This window comes from Klebsiella sp. RHBSTW-00484 (genome assembly GCF_013705725.1).
Taxonomy (GTDB): Bacteria; Pseudomonadota; Gammaproteobacteria; order Enterobacterales; family Enterobacteriaceae; genus Klebsiella.
The window spans coordinates 5183708-5202779 of sequence record NZ_CP055481.1 but is presented as its reverse complement, the minus strand read 5'-3'; the positions used below and the strand labels follow the sequence as shown (position 1 = coordinate 5202779).

Genomic DNA, 19072 nt, shown 5'->3' with positions numbered 1-19072 from the left:
CCTTATTTCAGCTTCTGTCGGGCGTCCTGCCAGCTGTAGCAGCTGGCATCCGGGACCAGGCGGAATTCCACGTGATGCCCGTGCTGCACCAACCAGTCAAAGGCGGCGATCTCGTCCGCGTTGACCGACTGATTCGGGCCGATGGTCGTGGTGTCAGCCCGGGCGCTCATCGGGCCAACGTTGATTTTGCCGTTGGCGTTTTTCAGGCTGATCCCCGCTTGCTCAATGCGTTGCAGAGTGAGCGGGGATTTACCGATAACAAAATAGCGCTTCTCGCTGGCGATCACCTTGGGCAGTTTTTCAATTGCCGTTGCGGTATCGAACAGCCAGACTTTGGTGTCCTGCACGGCACCTTTCATCACCGATGAGAGCAGCGGGTCGGCCGCGACGGCGTCGTCAATAGCGACAATCCCATCGCAGGGCAGCTCTTTGGCCCAACGTGTCACGAGCTGCCCATGGATAACGCGGTCATCAATACGAACAAATGAGATACTCATAGCGGTTTCCTTTAAAAATCATCTGACTGAACGGATAAAACCGGAACGGCTTTTATCAGCGTCGGGACGGTCATTTCCAGCAGTTGCTCGGCTGCGGCATGAACGTCGGTGAAATGGCTAACGTCTTCACTTTGCAGCAGCATAGGAAAATTCACGCCCGCCACGACGGCGAGTGGAGGCGTTGTTTCGGCGGAAAATGCATGCTGGCAGGCGACGTTCCACGGGGTCCCGCTTTGCATATCGCATAGCACCAGCACGCCATCGGCGTTGTGCCCGGCGTTTTTCAGCGCCTTGGCGAAATCCTGTTTAAAGCCTTCAATGCCCGCCTGATCGCTAAGGGTCACGGTGAAAACATGCGGTAATTCACCGTAAACCATCCGGCTGCTGGCGAGCAGGGCGTCGGCGAGAGGACCGTGGCTGGCGACAATCACGTTGATCATGCGTTTATCCTCTTACCCAGGCTTTGATGGTGGCGAGCTGCTGCCCGATGCCTTCGCCCGCCGGTGAAATCCGGTATTCGCCGACCGCTGCGGGAATAATAAAGGTCTCGGCATAGTGAACGGTGAAGGGCTCAAATGCTCCGCTTGGGCTATCGACCACCGCCTGAGTGCCCTCTACCAGGTTCAGTACGTTCACGCCGCCCTGAGTGTGGTGAGTGACTGGCGCGGTAAACCAGTGACGACGGGTTTCGATAAACTCGCGTTCGTGCATTCCGGTTCGCTCTTCCCGCCAGCCTTCACCTTCGGCGATGGGATCGATACAGTTCACCAGATTCTCCTCGACCCACTGCGTATCACGCTGCCAGTCGATAACCTGCTCGCCGTGATCGAGATGCACAGGACGCGGTAAACCGTCGAGGCCCAGGCGGCCCCAGTCCCACAGCTTGAAGGTGAAGATATACGGTGTGGCGCTGATCTCCAGCACCATCGTGCCGCTGCCGGAGCAGTGGACCGTCCCGGCCGGGATCAGGAAGTGATCGTGTTTCCGCGCCGGGATTTGGTTAACAAAACGCACATCGTCGAACGCTTTTTCTCCGCGTCCGGCGGCGCGCAGGTCGTCCAGCATCGCCAGCGGCTCGATGCCGGTTTTGGTGCCGAGATAAACCACTGCGCCTGGCTCTGCTTCAAGAATGTAGTAGCTCTCATCCTGGGTGTAATGCATGCCAAACTGCTGCTGGATATATTCGGTCAGCGGGTGGACCTGGAAACTCAGATTTTGCCCGCCGATGGTGTCGAGAAAATCAAAACGGATCGGAAATTCCGCACCGAAGCGGGCGTGAACCTTCTCGCCAAGCAGTGCACGAGGGTGTAGCAGCACCAGGTCCTGAGAGGGGATCTCGATCCGCACGTTGCCAAAACGCAGTAACAGGCTGTTTTCCTCGGGCACGCAATCAAAACACCATGCGTAGTTGGGGGCCGTGGGATCGAGATCGAACTGTTGTTTCATCCACTGCCCGCCCCAGACGCCGGGGTCGAAGAAGGGAGCGACGCGGAATGGACGAGAGGTGGTTTGTTGCAGCCCGGCGCGCAGCGCGTCTCCGCTGACCAGCGCCGGGGCATTCTCTACGGTGGTATCGAGCAGAAAATCAGCTCGCTTGAGCAGCGGAGTTTTATGGCGATCGAAGACCCGCCATTCAATAAAAAAGGCGCGCTTGTAGCGGCGAAGAATATCTTCATCCTGGTTCTTAGCCCCCCAGTTGCCCAGCCCATCGTGGCGCATACGCTGCTGAATTTCCCAGCGCGGCAGGTCGGCGTAAATCAGGACATCGCCTGGATGCGCTAATGCCGCGCCTGGCCCGTAGACGACAATTACGCCCTCGTGGGTGGCGTCGATTTGCTGGCGTATCCGGCATAGCTTTTCTTCATCAAAAAACTCATCCAGATGATGACAGGAGAGGACGCCGAATACGCGGTCGTCGGTGAGATTGCGCGCCAATAGGTCGTGCAGCGCTTGCTCATCCCGGCGGGCAGATTCGACGTTGAGCGCAAGCCGGGCATTGAGTAACGGCAGCAGGCGTTGCTCCAGCTCTGCAAGCCGTACGCCAGGATAACAATCCACAACTACGATGGTTCTGGACGCGTTGGAAATTCGGCTATTAAGCGCCGCGGCGATCGCTTCCCAGCCTTGCCAGGCCTGGTCGTCGTAACCCTGAATAGCTACTTCAGGGAATTTATCATAGGTCGTTTGCATGTATTCTCTCCATATTCGCTAAATTAAGATTAATCGATTAACCTTATTTTGATAGTGTGGTTAACGCGATTAACCCGGCATAATCAGCAACTGAGCGAGTGAAATGGGCGTTAATGTGAGTGCAGTCACAGGGAAAAATGCAATTTTTAGGTTATTCGATTAACCTGATGTGAACGAACAGGAGGAATCATGACGACAGTGACGCTGGCGCAGGTCGCCGAACGGGCGGGGGTCTCTACGGCGACCGTCTCAATGGTATTGCGCAATCGGGGGCGTATTTCGCAGGCCACGCGCGACCGGGTATTGAAAGCGCTGGATGAGACCGGCTACGTCTACAATCAGACCGCCGCCAACCTACGCAACCGCAGCAGCAATCAGGTTGGACTGCTGCTGCACGACATCACCAACCCCTTTTATGGTGAGATGACGGCGGGCCTGAGCCATGAAATGGAACGCCATGATTTACTGCTGTTTCTGGCTAACAGTGAAGAATCTGGCGAACGTCAGCAGAAGTTTGTGGATTCGCTGATGCGCAATAGCGCCTGTGGGATGGTGCTGTGCGCGGCGCGGGAAACGCCGTCCTCGTTTTTCGATGCGCTGAAAAGACGCAATATCCCGGCCATTATGGTGGTGCGCCCGCTGAGCGACCCGGACTTTGATTTTGTCGGCACCGACAACTTTCTTGGCACCCAGATGGCGACGACGCATCTGCTAAAAATGGGTCATCAGAATATCGCCTTTATCGGCGGCAGCCCGAGTTCCGGCACCCGGGCGCAGCGCATTGGCGGTTTTACCAGCACGCTGCTGGAAAGCGGTATTTCTCCGAATCCACACTGGATCGTCACCGCGCAGGCAAGCCAGATTGATGGCGCCAAAGTGGCGGAATCGCTGTTATCGCAATATCCGCAAATTACCGCCGCCGTTTGCTATCAGGATATTGTCGCTCTGGGAGTGATGCAGGCGCTGCGTAAAATGGGCCGCGAACCGGGGCGAGATTTTGCGCTGGTGGGCTTCGATGATATTACCGAAGCGGCACTGGTTCAGCCTGCGCTAACCACCGTTTCGGTGGCGGCGAAAGAGATTGGTCGTAAAGCGGGCGAGCTGCTGTATAGCCGTATTCAGGGCAATGATGAGCCGCCGAAACGTATTATTCTGCCGCCCGCGCTGGTGATCCGCGAATCTTGCGGTTTTCGCCGGGGTGATTAAGCGGTGTTGGTCACTTTACCGTGATAAATCCGCTCCGGTCTGCCGACTTTACCGTAGCTGATTTCCGCTTCGAGAAAATCATTTTTCACCCCTTGCTCCAGGTAGCGGCGAGCGGTGGTTTTACTGCTGCCGAGAATGCGGGCGAGCGTGTCGGCAGTATGCACGATTTCCGGGTCAGTGAAGAGCTGTAATACGCGATTAAAGGTACTTTCATCGATGCCGCGCAGCGCAGACCCAGCGGCTTCGGTATGCTCCTTGGCCTGAATATTAAACAGGGCGTCAACGTGGGTCTGGCTGGCCTGTTCGCTGGAGCGCAGTGAGCTGCGATAGCGGGCAAAGCGCTCAAGCGTATGCTGCAAGCGCTGATAGTGCACCGGCTTAATCAGATAATCAAAAACCCCCATCCGCAGGGCTTCACTGATGGTATCCATGTGATTATCAGCAGTAATAAAAATGATGCGGCCTTTGTAGTTGGTGTTGACGGCGTGGCGGATTAGATCGAGGCCTTTGCCATCGGGCAAAAAGTTATCCAGCAGAATCAGCTGTGGCTGATAGAGACGGAGCAGCTTTTTGGCGCTTTCCAGTTTATCGGCAATGCCAATGACTGCGAACTGGGGAAATTGTTTGATGGTATCCACCAGGATTTCCGCCAGCATAGGTTCGTCTTCAACGATGAGGGTTGTGATGCTATCCATGATGTTCATCTCGGGTCAGGGGGATATAAAGAGTAAAAATAGCGCCAAAGGGGATGTTGTCATCGACAACGATATTGCCGCCCGCCTGCTCAACGTAGCTGCGAACCAGCCACAGGCCGATACCATGATCGCCGCTGTCGCTGCTGGTCACGCCGCGTTCAAAAATGCGATCGCGCATTAGCTCATCAATTCCACATCCCTGATCGGCGATCTCGATGATCACTTCACCGCCCTCGCTGTTGATCAGGCACTCGATCTGCTTTGAACCTGCCGGTTGGCGTAAGGTGGCATTGTAGGCGTTGTCCAGCAGATTGCCGACGATCGAGATCCATTCATTGTGTGAAAGTGATGAAGGTAGAGTATCGACGTAACAGGAGGGGTCGAATACCAGTTCTAAACCGAGCTCTTTGGCGCGATAGTATTTGCCGATCAGCAACCCGGCGAGGTGGTTCACTTTAAAATTACGCGCAATAAAATCGAGCACTTTCTGGTGGCTTTCAGACTGCTGCTGAATGAGATCCAGCGCGTTATCGTAGCGTTTTAAAAACAGCAAACCGGCGATAGTGGAGATTAGGTTGCGATGCTCATGCTGCACGGCACGCAGGTTATCTGCGTACTGCTGGACCTGGCTGAGCTGCAGGCTAAGGGTGTTGATATCGTCTTTGCTACGAAAGCTAATGACCCAGCCCTGAGGCTCGCTATTGAGCGTGACGGCCATCCGACTGGCGATCACTTTGATCTGATTAAAGGTGACGATTTCATCTTTCTTGTTCTCCTGCGGCGCGTCGTAGAAGAACGTCTCCTGGGAGATAACGCTGCTGATGCTTTTGCCGATCAGGATGGTTTCCGGCTGGCTCAGGTTCAATAGCCGCCGCGCAGTCTGATTAATGGCGGTAATTTTGTAGTGTGAATCGATAGCAATCAGCCCCTCAAATACCGATTCAAACAGCACGCTTTGCTGAATAAGCAGTTGTGATAGCTGCTGCGGTTCCATATTCAGCATCTGTTTTTTAATATGCAGCGAGAAACGCCGGGCGCAGTAGAGCAGCAGGAGCAGCATGATAGCCATCGGGATCAGCAGCGATCCGATCTGTAAACTGAGCCAGTTTTCCAGCTGTTCGATGGTATAGCCCACCGATACGATGCCGAGCACTTTGCCGGTGCTGTCCTGGATCGGCGATTTGCCGCGTAACGAAGAGCCGAGCGATCCTTTACGCACCGAAACGTAGCTTTTGGCATTGTACAGCGCGTCGTCGCTGTCGCCGCCCTCCATATATTTACCGATTTCATCAGGATTCACGTGATACAGGCGCTGACCTTTTGCGTCGCCGACGGTGATGTAGGTGGCATCGGAAAACGATCGCATTGGGTCGATAAGCGCCTTAATCCGCGCCAGATCGTGTTTTTCCACTGCTTCGACCAGTTCGGGCATGGCGGAGATTTGCATCGCCTGAATCAGCGCGCGCTGGCCAACCTGGTAATGCAGGCGTTCCTCGGTCATGCTGGTGACATACCATGACATCGCCAGCATCACGATTGTTGAGGTGAACAGGATCAACAGAAAGATACGGTTCTGGAACGAACGTCGGGCAAACCAGTGCGTGATTTTTCGGGTAAACATTGGGCGAATTGACATCAAAAGGTCATTTTCTCTTTTTTCGGGGCTAATGACGCTGAATCGGCCCACAGTTTTGCTGATTTCAGAAGTCATTCAGTCGGAATACGACGTTTTACGTATCCCGGTGGCGGTAAATTTGCTTCGGGATCTTCCCGGGTCGCGGCGCAAGCGCCTTACCCGGGCTACAGGTTCACAATCGTCTGCAATCCGTAGCCCGGCTAAGCGCAGCGCAAGCCGGGAAGAGCACGGATTTACATCGCCAGCACGTACTTAAGCATCACCCCGGCGGCAATCGCCGAGCCAATTACTCCGGCCACGTTCGGGCCCATCGCGTGCATCAGCAGGAAGTTCTGCGGGTCCGACTCCAGGCCCACCTTGTTCGACACCCTTGCCGCCATTGGCACCGCCGACACCCCGGCAGAACCAATCAACGGGTTAATCGGATTCTTGCTGAACTTATTGAGCAGCTTCGCCATCAGCACCCCGGCGGCGGTACCCACGCAGAACGCAATCACCCCCAGCACCAGAATTCCCAGCGTCTGCGGCTGCAGGAACTTATCCGCCACCAGCTTCGCGCCCACGGATAATCCGAGGAAAATGGTCACGATATTAATCAGCCCGTTCTGCACCGTGTCGCTCAGGCGCTCCACCACGCCGCTCTCGCGCATCAGGTTACCGAAGCAGAACATCCCCAGCAGCGGGGCCGCGTCCGGCAGCAGCAGCGCCACCAGCAGCAACAGCACCGCCGGGAAGAGGATTTTTTCCCGCTTACTCACCGTGCGCAGCTGCACCATGCGGATTTTCCGCTCCTTATCCGTGGTCAGCGCCTTCATTATCGGCGGCTGGATTAACGGCACCAGCGCCATATATGAGTACGCCGCTACCGCGATGGCCCCCAGCAGCTCCGGCGCCAGCTTGCCCGACAGGTAAATCGCCGTCGGGCCGTCCGCGCCGCCGATAATGCCGATGGCCGCCGCCTGCGGCAGGGTGAAGGAAATCAGGCCGAAGTAGTTCAGCGTCAGCGCCCCGAGCACCGTGGCGAAGATACCGAACTGCGCCGCCGCCCCCAGCAGCAGGGTGCGCGGGTTAGCCAGCAGCGGGCCGAAGTCGGTCATCGCCCCGACGCCCATAAAAATCACCAGCGGGGCAATGCCCGAACCGATGGCGACCTTATAGAAAATCGCCAGCACCCCGGACGAGTAGCCCATATCCACGGCGAGGTCTTCCATCTGCCCCTGTACCGACGGCAGCGCCAGCGCTAATGCCTCCTTGATGGCATGCACGTCCGGCAGGCAGTTGAGCTTCGCGGCAATCACCGCCAGCTGCCCGGCGTCGTGGTGCGCCAGCAGGCTCTCCAGGGCGGTCAGCGCCAGCCCGGCTTCCGGGATATTCGACAGCAGGCCGCCGAAGCCAATCGGCAGCAGCAGTAACGGCTCGAACTTCTTCGCAATCGCCAGCCACAGCAACAGCAGGCTCACCAGCAGCATGATGGCCTGGCCGATGCCGAGGTGCATCAGGCCCATGCCCTGAATCAGGGCGTTCAGACTTTCCATTTCCGTTCCTCTTCCTTACGCAAGCTGCATCAGGGTGTCACCGACGGCGACCGCGTCGCCGGATTTCACCGCGATACCGCGCACGGTCCCGGCCTGCGCGGCGCGGATTTCGGTTTCCATCTTCATGGCTTCCAGAATCAGCAGTACGTCGCCTTCGGCGACCGTCTGGCCCTCGGTGGCAATCACCTTCCAGATGGTGCCCGCCAGCGGGGCGGCAACCGGGGTGCCTGCGCCGACCGGGGCCGAAGCTGCTGGCGCGGGGGCAGGAACGGCAGTGGTCAGCTGGCTGATATCGCCGCCGTCGCTGACCTTCACCACAAAGGCTTTACCTTCGACTTCGACGGTATAGATGCCGGAGGCGGCGGCTTTTACCGGAGCAGCAGGCTGCGCGGTTTCTGCCTGTGGTACCGGCTCAAACGCCGCCGGGTTGTTACGGTTCTCGAGGAATTTGAGGCCGATTTGCGGGAAAAGGGCCACGGTCAGCACGTCGTCGATGGCGTTTTCCGCAAGCGTAATGCCCTTCTCCTGCGCCTGGCGCTTCACGTCAGCTTCCAGCGCAGCCAGCTCCGGCTTCAGCAGGTCCGCCGGGCGGCAGGTCACCGGGGCAGCCCCTTCCAGCACGCGGGCCTGCAATGCGGCATTCACCGGCACCGGGGTGTGGCCGTATTCGCCTTTCAGAATGCCCGCCGTTTCTTTAGCGATGGTTTTGTAACGCTCGCCGGTGAGGACGTTGAGCACCGCCTGGGTGCCGACAATCTGTGAAGTCGGGGTGACCAGCGGGATAAAGCCGAGGTCCTCGCGCACGCGGGGGATTTCCGCCAGCACCTCATCCAGCCTGTCGGCGGCGTTCTGCTGCTTCAGCTGGCTTTCGAGGTTGGTGAGCATCCCGCCCGGCACCTGGGCCACCAGAATGCGGCTGTCACAGCCCTTCAACTGGCCTTCAAAGGCGTGGTATTTCTTGCGCACCTCGCGGAAGTACGCCGCGATGCTCTCCAGCTTCAGGATATCCAGCCCGGTGTCGTATTTTGTGCCCGCGAGGGTGGCAACCAGCGCCTCGGTGGCCGGATGGCCGTAGGTGGCGCTCATCGAGGAGATGGCGGTGTCGACGCCGTCAACGCCCGCTTCGATGGCCTTCAGCAGGGCCATCTCCGCCATCCCGGTGGTGGCGTGGCAGTGCAGGTGCAGGCGCACGTCGTGGCGTTTTTTGATTTCGCTGACCAGCTCGAAAGCAGCGGAAGGCGTCAGGATGCCGGACATATCCTTGATGGCGATGGAATCGACGCCGGTCTCCAGCAACTGTTCGGTCAGGTCCAGCCAGGTCTGTAGCGTGTGCGCCGGGCTGGTGGTGTACGAGAGCGTGCCCTGGGCGTGCGCGCCGTGGCTGCGCACCGCCTGGAGTGCGGCTTTCATATTGCGCGGGTCGTTCATGGCGTCGAAGACGCGGAACACGTCCATGCCGTTTTTAACGGCGCGCTCAGTGAAGCGCTCCACCACGTCATCGGCGTAGTGGCGGTAGCCGAGCAGGTTCTGGCCGCGCAGCAGCATCTGCAGCGGGGTCTTCGGCATGGCTTTTTTAAGCTCGCGCAGGCGGACCCACGGGTCTTCGCCGAGAAAGCGGATGCAGGCGTCATAGGTGGCGCCGCCCCAGCATTCGAGGGAGCCGTAGCCGACGTCATCAAGCTGAGCGGCAATCGGCAGCATATCGTCAAGACGCAGGCGGGTGGCGAAAAGGGACTGGTGGGCGTCGCGCAGGACGACATCGGTAATGGCAACGGTCATGGAAGCTCCGTGAATTAAGGGTTAAGGCGGCGATGGTGGTGGATAGCGGCGGCAATCACCGGCTTTAAGCGGGCGAAGTCGTCAGCGGGCGTGGCGGCGGCAGGCGCCGCCTTCGGCGCCGGAGCCGGTTCAGGGAAGAAGCGGTTAACGGCGACGGACATGCCCTGGATGGCGAAAATCAGCAGGAACAGAAACGCCAGCACGAATCCCATGCCGAGGAACATCAGGGTGAAGCCTTCACCCAGCAGCACTGCATCACTCATGAAAAGGTCCAAAAGTAAGGGCACGATGGCGTGTTTGAAAGTAAATTCATTGGTGCGTCCGGCTAAGGAGTTAGGGTGGATTTCCCGAAGCCGCCCCCGGCCCTGGACCCTAATTTGCACCGCTGTGGTTTACGCTCAAACATCGCCATCGTGCGTGTTTATTACATCATCATGCCGAACACGATGCTCGCGATGACCAGCACAATACCGCCGCCCAAACGGGAGGAGATTTGCGCATAGGAGATAAGATTCATACGGTTACAGGCAGACAGCACTTCCAGGTCACCGGAACCGCCGCGGTTAGCCATACACAGGCCAGCGGTAATTGCGGATTCAATCGGGAAGAAGCCAATCAGCCAACCGCCGACAGCGGCACCGACGACGGCACCGACTACGATGACAGCGGCAATCACCACGTTAGCGAAGGTGATCGCGTCGATGATCTCTTGCAGGTCGGTGTAGCACACGCCGACGCCGACCATCAGTACCCACAGCAGTTGCTTAGAGAAGAAGTCAGACAGACGTTTAGCACCGGCTTTGATTTCCGGTGAGCAGAGACCAGAAGCGTTCAGCGCCGCGACGATCAGTACCATCCAGGCGAAGTAGTGGATAGAGACACCGCCAATGCTTGGCAGAATTTTCTTGGCAATGACGTAGGCCAGCAGGAAGCAGGTGGTGGCGAGCACCAGGCCGACAGCCGTTTCACGATGGGTAATCGCGCCCGCTTTTTCATCGTCTTCGACTTTGAATGAAGCTTTACGTACCAACTCGCCTTCACCGCTCAGCCAGGTATATTTTTTGCCGATAATATCGAGGAGTGCGGCGAAAACGATGGCGAAGATGTTGGCGATGGTCAGAATAGCAATCGCGGTGGAGTAGTACTCTTCACGAGAACGACCGGTGACGGAGTGATAAATTTCAGACAGCGGAACCGCGCCTGCGCCGTTGCCGCCGCCCATAATTGGCAGGACATACAGCATCATGATGCGATCGATAGAAATACCGAAGCACAGCCCGATAGCAATACCGAAAATTGATGCGCCAAGGATCCCCATAAGGATAGTTGGAATATAACCCAGCAGGGATTTCAGCAACAGTTTACGGTTAACCGCGAGAATAGCACCGGTAATCAACACTGCGATGAATAAGTTCAGGAAGTTACTTTTATCCATCACATTGGTGATTGCGTCGATTTCTCTCTGCGTGAAAATACCGGCATAAACAAAATATGCGGCCACCAGGAAGATCATTACCGGTGCGCCACCAATATATTTATTAAATATCGGCAGACGTTTACCAATTTCACCAAAGATAGCGCCAATAATAAACATTATCGCGAAGCCGCCCACGATATCAGTGGGTAGCGCGTCATAAAAGTGTGAAAGTAGTAGTGTAATTAATGCAAACGCGTAAAGCGGAAGCGGCATACCGAAGATTTTAAACCCCAGTATATCGCTAACGCCTTTTTTCTCCGCAGCCGGAGCCTGGCTCATGTTAGTCATAAGACGTCACCCTGTTAAAAAAAGGAATATACACATCATCCTTCAAGCTGCCTCTTTGTTGGCAGCCTTCACTCACCCCAGTCACTTACTATGCGTAAGCTCCTGGGGATTCATTCAGTTACCGCCTCGATGCAACTTGAATGATTTTGTGTATTAATGCCGTTAGAAAAAGCAATAATAGGACGGCGGCATCATAATAAATATGCTCCGGGCTGATATGTGATTATCTTCACTGATCGGTCGTGTTTTTAATTAATTTAATTGTTTTTATTCTTCTGAATTAATTAACAACATAAAAACCATAAAGCCAATTAAGGTACGGGAAAAAGTGTGATTTAAATAAAAGAACCGCTACGGGAACGGTGGCGAAATACAGTTCGTTTTTGGTCAATGAAGCGCTAAAAAAATGAACCTGATATTAAAACGCGTCACGGTACAGAAAGATCCCCGTCGGCGGGAGGCTATCGATCTTTTCCTTCATGAACATCAGCTCTCGCTGGAAGCAGATTGCGAAATCGTGATTGTCGCCGAACACCAGCGGCGCATTGTTGGCTGTGGCGCAATTGCCGGATGCGTTCTGAAGTGTATTGCCGTCGACCCGTCGCTACAGGGGGAAGGGCTAAGCCTGAAGCTGCTGACCGAACTGATGACTCAGGCGTATGAACTGGGCCGTAGCGAACTGTTTTTATTCACCAAGCCGTATAACGCCGCGCTCTTTTCCTGCGCTGGATTCTGGCCTATCGCCCGCGCGGGAGACCAGGCCGTTTTGATGGAAAATAGCCGCGAACGTCTGGCCCGTTATTGCCGCCAGCTCACGATGTATCGCCAGCCGGGGGAAAAAATTGGCGCCATCGTGATGAACGCCAACCCTTTTACGCTGGGGCATCGATGGCTGGTCGAGCAGGCCGCCCGCCAGTGCGACTGGCTGCATCTGTTCGTGGTGAAGGAAGATGCGTCATTTTTCAGCTATCAGGATCGCGTAGCGCTGATTGAGCAAGGGATTGCGGGAATTGAAAACGTCACCCTGCATCCGGGATCGGCTTACCTGATCTCCCGGGCGACGTTCCCCGGCTATTTCCTGAAAGACAAAGGCGTGGTCGACGACTGCCACTGCCAGATCGATCTCCAGCTTTTCCGCGAACATCTCGCCCCGGCGCTACAGATAACCCACCGTTTTGTCGGCAGCGAGCCGCTGTGTTCATTAACCCGCCATTACAACCTGCGCATGCAGCAGTTGCTTGAAGCGCCCGGCGCTACACCGACCATTCAGGTGGTTGAGCTGGATCGGGTTGAGAAAGATGGCGGGCCGATCTCCGCTTCCCGAGTGCGCAAGCTCTATAAAGAGCGCCGGTGGTCGGCTATCGAGCCGCTGGTTCCGCCGGGAACGCTCTCTTTTCTGATGCATCTGGCGGAAAGCGAACATCAAACCGCCTGATTTTACCTCCATAACTAAGGATCTGCCTCTATGGAAATGATGATTGACGCCCTGGCCGGCACGCTGGAGTCCAGCGATGTGATGGTCAGGATTGGGCCTGCTAATGAGCCGGGTATCCAGCTTGAAATCGACAGCGTCGTGAAGCAGCAGTTTGGCGCCGCGATTGAGCGGGTGGTCAGAGAGACGTTGGCGCAGCTTGGCGTCACCCGGGCGAATGTGGTCGTCGATGATAAAGGTGCGCTTGAATGCGTACTGAAGGCTCGCGTTCAGGCCGCGGCGCTGCGTGCAGCTAAACAATCTCAACTGCAATGGAGCCAGCTATGAAACCTCGCCGCAGTATGCTGTTTATTCCCGGAGCCAACGCCGCGATGTTAAGCACCTCTTTTGTTTACGGCGCAGACGCGGTGATGTTTGACCTCGAAGATGCCGTTTCGCTGCGTGAAAAAGATACCGCCCGCCTGCTGGTGCACCACGCGCTACAGCATCCGCTGTATCGGGATGTCGAAACCGTGGTGCGTATTAACCCGCTCAATACCCCGTTTGGCCTTGCTGACCTCGAAGCGGTGGTGCGTGCGGGCGTGGATATGGTCCGTTTGCCGAAAACCGATAGCAAAGAAGATATCCATGAGCTGGAAGCCCACGTTGAGCGCATTGAGCGCGAGTGTGGCCGGGAAGTGGGCAGCACCAAATTAATGGCGGCGATTGAATCAGCGCTCGGCGTGGTGAATGCGGTCGAGATCGCCCGCTCCAGCCCGCGTTTGTCGGCCATTGCGCTGGCGGCCTTTGACTACGTGATGGATATGGGCACCTGCCGCGGCGACGGCACCGAGCTGTTTTATGCCCGCTGCGCGGTGCTGCACGCCGCCCGCGTTGCCGGGATCGCGGCCTATGACGTGGTGTGGTCGGATATCAACAACGAAGAAGGTTTCCTCGCGGAAGCGAATCTGGCGAAAAACCTCGGCTTTAACGGCAAATCGCTGGTCAACCCGCGCCAGATTGAGCTGCTGCATCAGGTTTATGCCCCAACGCTTAAAGATGTCGAGCATGCGCGGGACGTGATCGCGGCGGCGGAAGAGGCGGAAGAACGCGGTCTGGGCGTGGTATCGCTGAACGGCAAGATGATAGATGGACCGATTATCGATCATGCGCGCAAAGTTGTGGCGCTGTCGGCTTCCGGCATTCGTGATTAAGGGGGAAATAATGAAAGAGACCGTGGCAATGCTTAATCAACAATACGTCGTGCCGGAAGGGTTAGAGCCCTATGCGGGCGTGACGGCGAAAAGCCCGTGGTTGGCCAGCGAAAGCGAAAAGCGCCAACGTAAAATTTGCGCCTCGCTGGAAGAGGCGATTCGCCGCTCCGGGCTGCAAAACGGTATGACCATCTCCTTCCACCACGCGTTTCGCGGCGGCGACAAGGTGGTCAATATGGTGGTGGCGAAGCTGGCTGAAATGGGCTTTCGCGATCTGACGCTAGCCTCAAGCTCGCTGATTGACGCTCACTGGCCGCTGATCGAGCATATTAAAAACGGCGTGGTTCGCCAGATTTACACCTCTGGCCTGCGCGGTAAGCTCGGGGAAGAGATCTCCGCGGGCCTGATGGAAAACCCGGTACAAATTCACTCCCACGGCGGTCGTGCACATTTAGTGCAAACCGGCGAACTGAATATTGACGTGGCGTTCCTTGGGGTGCCGTGTTGCGATGAGTATGGCAACGCCAACGGCTTTAGCGGCAAATCTCGCTGCGGCTCACTGGGCTACGCCAAAGTGGATGCTGACGCGGCCAAATGCGTGGTGCTGCTGACCGAAGAGTGGGTTGATTATCCGAACTACCCGGCCAGTATCGCTCAGGATCAGGTTGATCTGATCGTGCAGGTTGAGGAAGTTGGCGATCCGGCGAAAATCACCGCCGGGGCGATCCGCCTGACCAGCAACCCGCGCGAGCTACTGATCGCTCGCCAGGCGGCCAAAGTGATCGAACATTCTGGCTACTTCAAAGACGGCTTCTCTTTGCAAACCGGTACTGGCGGCGCGTCGCTGGCGGTAACCCGCTTCCTCGAAGATAAGATGCGTCGTAATGAGATCACCGCCAGCTTTGGTCTGGGCGGGATCACCGGCACGATGGTCGACCTGCATGAAAAGGGCCTGATTAAAGCGCTACTGGATACCCAGTCTTTCGACGGCGATGCTGCGCGCTCGCTGGCGAATAACCCGAACCATATCGAAATCTCTGCTAATCAGTACGCGAACCCAAGTTCTAAAGGCATCTCTTGCGAGCGCCTGAACGTGGTGATGCTGAGTGCGCTGGAAATTGATACCGGGTTCAACGTCAACGTGATGACCGGCTCCAACGGCGTGCTGCGTGGCGCTTCCGGCGGCCATAGCGATACGGCGGCAGGGGCTGATTTAACCATTATCACCGCGCCGCTGGTGCGCGGGCGCATTCCGTGCGTGGTGGAGAAGGTGCTGACTCGCGTCACGCCGGGGGCCAGCGTGGATGTGCTGGTGACCGACCACGGTATTGCCGTGAATCCGGCGCGTCAGGATCTGATCGATAACCTGCGCAGCGCCGGTATCCCGCTGATGACCATTGAAGAGCTACAACAGCGCGCCGAGCTTCTGACCGGTAAACCTGAGTCGATCGAATTTACCGACAGGGTGGTGGCGGTAGTGCGCTATCGCGATGGTTCAGTGATTGACGTGATTCATCAGGTTAAAACCGCCAGCTAAACGCATCGAGGAGAGAAGGCATGAGCGAAGTGATCATGAGCCAGCATCGCCAGTTGAGTCGTCAAACGGTCGCGGCGGAGGATATCGTTTCTCGCGTGGAGCGGGCGCTGCTGACGGAAGTTCGCCTGACGCCGAAGCCGGGTCTGGTGGATATCCGTAACACCGGCGCGCATCAGGATATGGATCTGGCGTCATTTGAAGCCAGTACGGCGGTTGTCGCCCCGTGGATGGAGAAGTTTTTCATTATGGGTCACGACACGGCCAATATCACACCGGAACAGGTGCTGATGATGCTGCGTCCGGTGGGCATGGCCTGCGAGACGGATATGCTGGAGGTCACCGGGGGGGTGAATACCCATCGCGGGGCGATCTTCGCTTTTGGCCTGCTCAGCGCGGCGGCAGGAAGGTTGGTTGCCCGAGGGGAGCCGGTTGAACAGCACCGGGTTTGCGATCAGGTTGCCCGATTCTGTCGCGGCGTGGTTGGGCGCGAGCTTTCCGCCTCGGAAGGGAAGAAGGTGAGCAAAGGCGAGGCGCATTTCCTGCGCTACGGGCTGTCTGGTGCCCGAGGAGAGGCGGAAAGCGGCTTTCGTACCGTGCGCACTCAGGCGATGCCGGTATTTAATCGCGTGATGGAAGATACCGGCGATACCAATCTGGCGTTATTACAGACCTTGCTGCATCTGATGGCGTGGAATGACGATACCAACCTGGTTTCACGCGGCGGGCTGGAAGGACTCAACTTTGTTCAGCAGCAGGCGCAAAAGCTGCTGTGGGAAGGCGGAGTGCTGGCCGACGGAGGGCTGGAAGCGTTACGTCAGCTGGACGATGAACTGATTGTTCGCCATCTCAGCCCCGGCGGCAGCGCCGATCTGCTGGCGGTCACCTGGTTCCTGTATGGCTTCCCTCCAGGAGAGCTGTTCCTGCATTAATTGTTCGGCTTTTCATCAATAGCTGACCCCGGATTGGCCTGCAAATGGCCGAACCGGGGTTCCTGAATCCACATGCGTACCCCTTCTCACTACTCAACGCCAAATTCCCGGCACAATCGTATAGTTTTTACTGATATCGGCGGCAGTTTGTCATAAATTTCTAATTATCGGTGTTTTTGAGTAGCGGCTCATCGATGGGCTGGTTACTCTGAAAACAATTTACGTAGTGTTAACAAAAGAGAATAGCTATGCATGATGCACAAATCCGCGTGGCCATCGCGGGCGCGGGCGGCCGGATGGGACGCCAGTTAATCCAGGCGGTACAGCAAATGGACGGCGCGGCGCTTGGCGCGGCTCTGGAACGTGAAGGCTCCTCACTGCTCGGCAGCGATGCGGGCGAGCTGGCAGGCGTGGGTAAGTCGGGCGTTGTGGTGCAAAGCAGCCTTGAGGCGGTAAAAGATGATTTTGACGTGTTCATCGATTTTACCCGCCCGGAAGGCACGCTGAACCACCTCGCTTTTTGCCGTCAACACGGTAAAGGGATGGTGATCGGCACCACCGGCTTTGATGATGCCGGGAAGCAGGCGATTCGCGATGCTTCGCAGGAAATCGCCATTGTATTCGCCGCCAACTTTAGCGTCGGCGTCAACGTGATGTTAAAGCTGCTGGAGAAGGCGGCGAAGGTGATGGGCGACTACACCGATATCGAAATTATCGAAGCGCACCATCGCCACAAAGTCGATGCCCCATCGGGTACGGCGTTAGCGATGGGCGAGGCGATTGCTGGTGCTCTGGATAAAAATCTGAAGGACTGTGCGGTCTACAGTCGCGAAGGTTACACCGGTGAACGCGAGCCGGGCACGATCGGTTTTGCCACCGTGCGCGCCGGAGATATCGTCGGTGAGCATACGGCGATGTTTGCCGATATCGGCGAACGTATCGAAATCAGCCATAAGGCCTCCAGCCGGATGACTTTTGCAAATGGTGCAGTTCGCTCCGCATTATGGTTGAAAGGTAAGAAAAATGGTCTTTTTGATATGCGTGACGTGCTTGAACTGAACTCTTTATAACGATTATTACCCATCGTGATGTGGTTATTGCATTCAATATGTAATTGATTGCAAAGGGCAATATTTTATTGCCCTTTTATTTTTCCGATCTTTTTATATTTTTATCATCAAGGCTTCAAAATATTATGTTATCTTCGTATTTATTGTTGTTTTATTGTAAATTTTGACCATCTGGTCTACTTTTTTGTTCTCCGTTCAATGATTTTACAATAATCCGGCCCCGCAAGCGTTTTCCCTGGCTAGTTAGTTGATCTTTTTACCAGCTAAGGCTGGTATTGCTGAACAGTGGCCTGAAATAAGATTAAAAATATCCGCTTTAAGTTGACTTTTACCCGCCATCTCTCCAGAATGCCGCCGTTTGCCAAAATTCTGCGGGCAACAGATTTGCATTGATTCAGATCTGCATTATGAATTAATATGCAAATAAAGTGAGTGGATATTCTCTGGAGGGTGTTTTGATTAAGTCAGCGCTATTGGTTCTGGAAGACGGAACCCAGTTTCACGGTCGGGCCATTGGGGCTACCGGCACGGCGGTTGGGGAAGTCGTTTTCAATACTTCAATGACCGGTTATCAAGAAATCCTCACTGATCCTTCCTATTCCCGCCAAATCGTCACTCTGACTTATCCCCATATCGGCAATGTCGGCACTAACGCCGCTGATGAAGAATCTTCTCAGGTACATGCGCAGGGCCTGGTCATTCGCGACCTGCCGCTGATTGCCAGCAACTTCCGCAATACCGAAGACCTCTCTTCTTACCTGAAGCGCCATAACATCGTGGCGATCGCCGATATCGATACCCGTAAGCTGACCCGTCTGCTGCGTGAGAAAGGCGCGCAGAACGGCTGCATTATTGCGGGCGACAGCCCGGATGCACAGCTGGCGCTGGAAAAAGCGAAAGCGTTCCCGGGCCTGAACGGGATGGATCTGGCGAAGGAAGTGACTACCGCAGAAACCTACAGCTGGACGCAAGGTAGCTGGACTCTGGCGGGCGACCTGCCGGAAGCCAAAGCAGAAAGCGACCTGCCGTTCCACGTTGTGGCCTATGATTTCGGCGCGAAACGCAACATTCTGCGCATGCTGGTCGACCGCGGCTGCCGTCTGACGGTAGTGCCGGCGAAGACCTCCGCTGAAGACGTGCTGAAGATGAATCCGGACGGCATCTTCCTGTCTAACGGCCCCGGTGACCCGGCTCCGTGCGACTACGCCATCGAAGCGATTGAGAAGTTCCTCGAAACCGAGATTCCGGTATTCGGCATCTGCCTCGGCCATCAGCTGCTGGCGCTGGCGAGCGGAGCGAAGACCATCAAGATGAAGTTTGGTCACCATGGTGGTAACCACCCGGTTAAAGATATTGATAACAATGTGGTGATGATTACCGCGCAGAACCACGGTTTTGCGGTGGATGAAGCCTCGATGCCTGCTAACCTGCGCGTGACCCACAAGTCGCTGTTCGACGGCACCCTGCAGGGGATCCATCGTACCGATAAACCAGCATTCAGCTTCCAGGGACACCCGGAGGCGAGCCCGGGTCCGCACGATGCCGCGCCGCTGTTCGACCACTTTATCGAATTGATTAAGCACTACCGTTCTTCAGCAAAATAATCAG

17 protein-coding genes are annotated in these 19072 nt (G+C 56.3%); 8 read left to right on the top strand and 9 right to left on the bottom strand.

Translation table 11 applies throughout. The features are described 5' to 3' along the window. Nucleotides 1-2: 2 nt before the first annotated feature. From HV213_RS24425 to HV213_RS24415, 3 genes are read right to left on the bottom strand one after another with little or no spacing between them, the layout of a single operon-like run. On the bottom strand, nt 3-497 hold the full coding sequence (locus tag HV213_RS24425) for a PTS sugar transporter subunit IIB (RefSeq protein ID WP_112215033.1): 495 nt from the start codon (nt 495-497) through the stop codon (nt 3-5). Between the two features lie 11 nt (nt 498-508). Then, on the bottom strand, nt 509-937 hold the full coding sequence (locus HV213_RS24420; protein ID WP_181483650.1) for a PTS sugar transporter subunit IIA: 429 nt from the start codon (nt 935-937) through the stop codon (nt 509-511). Between the two features lie 4 nt (nt 938-941). Further along, entirely contained in the window at nt 942-2687 is a 1746-nt protein-coding gene (locus HV213_RS24415) for a class I mannose-6-phosphate isomerase (RefSeq protein WP_181483649.1), read from the bottom strand. Between the two features lie 189 nt (nt 2688-2876). Between HV213_RS24415 and HV213_RS24410 the strand changes: the two genes are divergently transcribed. Further along, on the top strand, nt 2877-3893 hold the full coding sequence (locus tag HV213_RS24410; protein ID WP_181483648.1) for a LacI family DNA-binding transcriptional regulator: 1017 nt from the start codon (nt 2877-2879) through the stop codon (nt 3891-3893). Here the strand turns inward: HV213_RS24410 and citB are convergent. From citB to citS, 6 genes are all read right to left on the bottom strand, one after another. Next, nucleotides 3890-4588, bottom strand: a complete 699-nt coding sequence (gene citB / locus HV213_RS24405) for a citrate response regulator transcription factor CitB (RefSeq protein ID WP_181483647.1) — start codon at nt 4586-4588, stop codon at nt 3890-3892. The genes HV213_RS24410 and citB overlap by 4 nt on opposite strands. Next, complete coding sequence (gene citA, locus HV213_RS24400) at nt 4581-6209, bottom strand: citrate sensor histidine kinase CitA (RefSeq protein WP_181486494.1); 1629 nt, start codon at nt 6207-6209, stop codon at nt 4581-4583. Before citA ends, citB begins: the two co-directional genes overlap by 8 nt. Before the next feature lie 248 nt (nt 6210-6457). Further along, nucleotides 6458-7759, bottom strand: a complete 1302-nt coding sequence (locus HV213_RS24395) for an oxaloacetate decarboxylase subunit beta (RefSeq protein ID WP_181483646.1) — start codon at nt 7757-7759, stop codon at nt 6458-6460. Between the two features lie 15 nt (nt 7760-7774). Then, on the bottom strand, nt 7775-9538 hold the full coding sequence (gene oadA / locus HV213_RS24390) for a sodium-extruding oxaloacetate decarboxylase subunit alpha (RefSeq protein WP_181483645.1): 1764 nt from the start codon (nt 9536-9538) through the stop codon (nt 7775-7777). A gap of 14 nt (nt 9539-9552) precedes the next feature. Then, a complete protein-coding gene (locus tag HV213_RS24385) occupies nt 9553-9801 on the bottom strand; it encodes an oxaloacetate decarboxylase subunit gamma (protein WP_181483644.1) in 249 nt (82 codons plus the stop codon). A 161-nt stretch (nt 9802-9962) separates the two neighbouring features. Further along, nucleotides 9963-11303 (bottom strand): citrate/sodium symporter CitS, encoded by a 1341-nt coding sequence (gene citS / locus HV213_RS24380; protein ID WP_181483643.1) that lies wholly within the window; start codon nt 11301-11303, stop codon nt 9963-9965. Between the two features lie 406 nt (nt 11304-11709). Between citS and citC the strand changes: the two genes are divergently transcribed. The 7 genes from citC (at nt 11710) to carA (ending at nt 19068) form a co-directional block, all read left to right on the top strand. Further along, nucleotides 11710-12738, top strand: a complete 1029-nt coding sequence (citC, locus tag HV213_RS24375; RefSeq protein ID WP_181483642.1) for a [citrate (pro-3S)-lyase] ligase — start codon at nt 11710-11712, stop codon at nt 12736-12738. A 30-nt stretch (nt 12739-12768) separates the two neighbouring features. Beyond that, nucleotides 12769-13062, top strand: a complete 294-nt coding sequence (gene citD / locus HV213_RS24370) for a citrate lyase acyl carrier protein (protein ID WP_110272631.1) — start codon at nt 12769-12771, stop codon at nt 13060-13062. Beyond that, nucleotides 13059-13928 (top strand): citrate (pro-3S)-lyase subunit beta, encoded by an 870-nt coding sequence (gene citE, locus HV213_RS24365; protein ID WP_004872260.1) that lies wholly within the window; start codon nt 13059-13061, stop codon nt 13926-13928. Before citD ends, citE begins: the two co-directional genes overlap by 4 nt. 10 nt (nt 13929-13938) lie before the next feature. Beyond that, nucleotides 13939-15465, top strand: a complete 1527-nt coding sequence (gene citF, locus HV213_RS24360) for a citrate lyase subunit alpha (protein WP_181483641.1) — start codon at nt 13939-13941, stop codon at nt 15463-15465. Nucleotides 15466-15500: 35 nt separating this feature from the next. After that, nucleotides 15501-16394, top strand: coding sequence for a triphosphoribosyl-dephospho-CoA synthase CitG (gene citG, locus HV213_RS24355; RefSeq protein ID WP_375538818.1), 894 nt, complete (start codon nt 15501-15503; stop codon nt 16392-16394). 248 nt (nt 16395-16642) lie between these two features. Continuing rightward, the gene (gene dapB / locus HV213_RS24350) at nt 16643-17464 is read left to right on the top strand and encodes a 4-hydroxy-tetrahydrodipicolinate reductase (RefSeq protein ID WP_181483640.1); all 822 of its coding nucleotides are present in this window, start codon (nt 16643-16645) and stop codon (nt 17462-17464) included. A 455-nt stretch (nt 17465-17919) separates the two neighbouring features. Then, nucleotides 17920-19068: a glutamine-hydrolyzing carbamoyl-phosphate synthase small subunit gene (gene carA, locus HV213_RS24345; protein WP_110272626.1), complete on the top strand. Its 1149-nt coding sequence runs from the start codon at nt 17920-17922 to the stop codon at nt 19066-19068. Nucleotides 19069-19072: the final 4 nt, after the last annotated feature.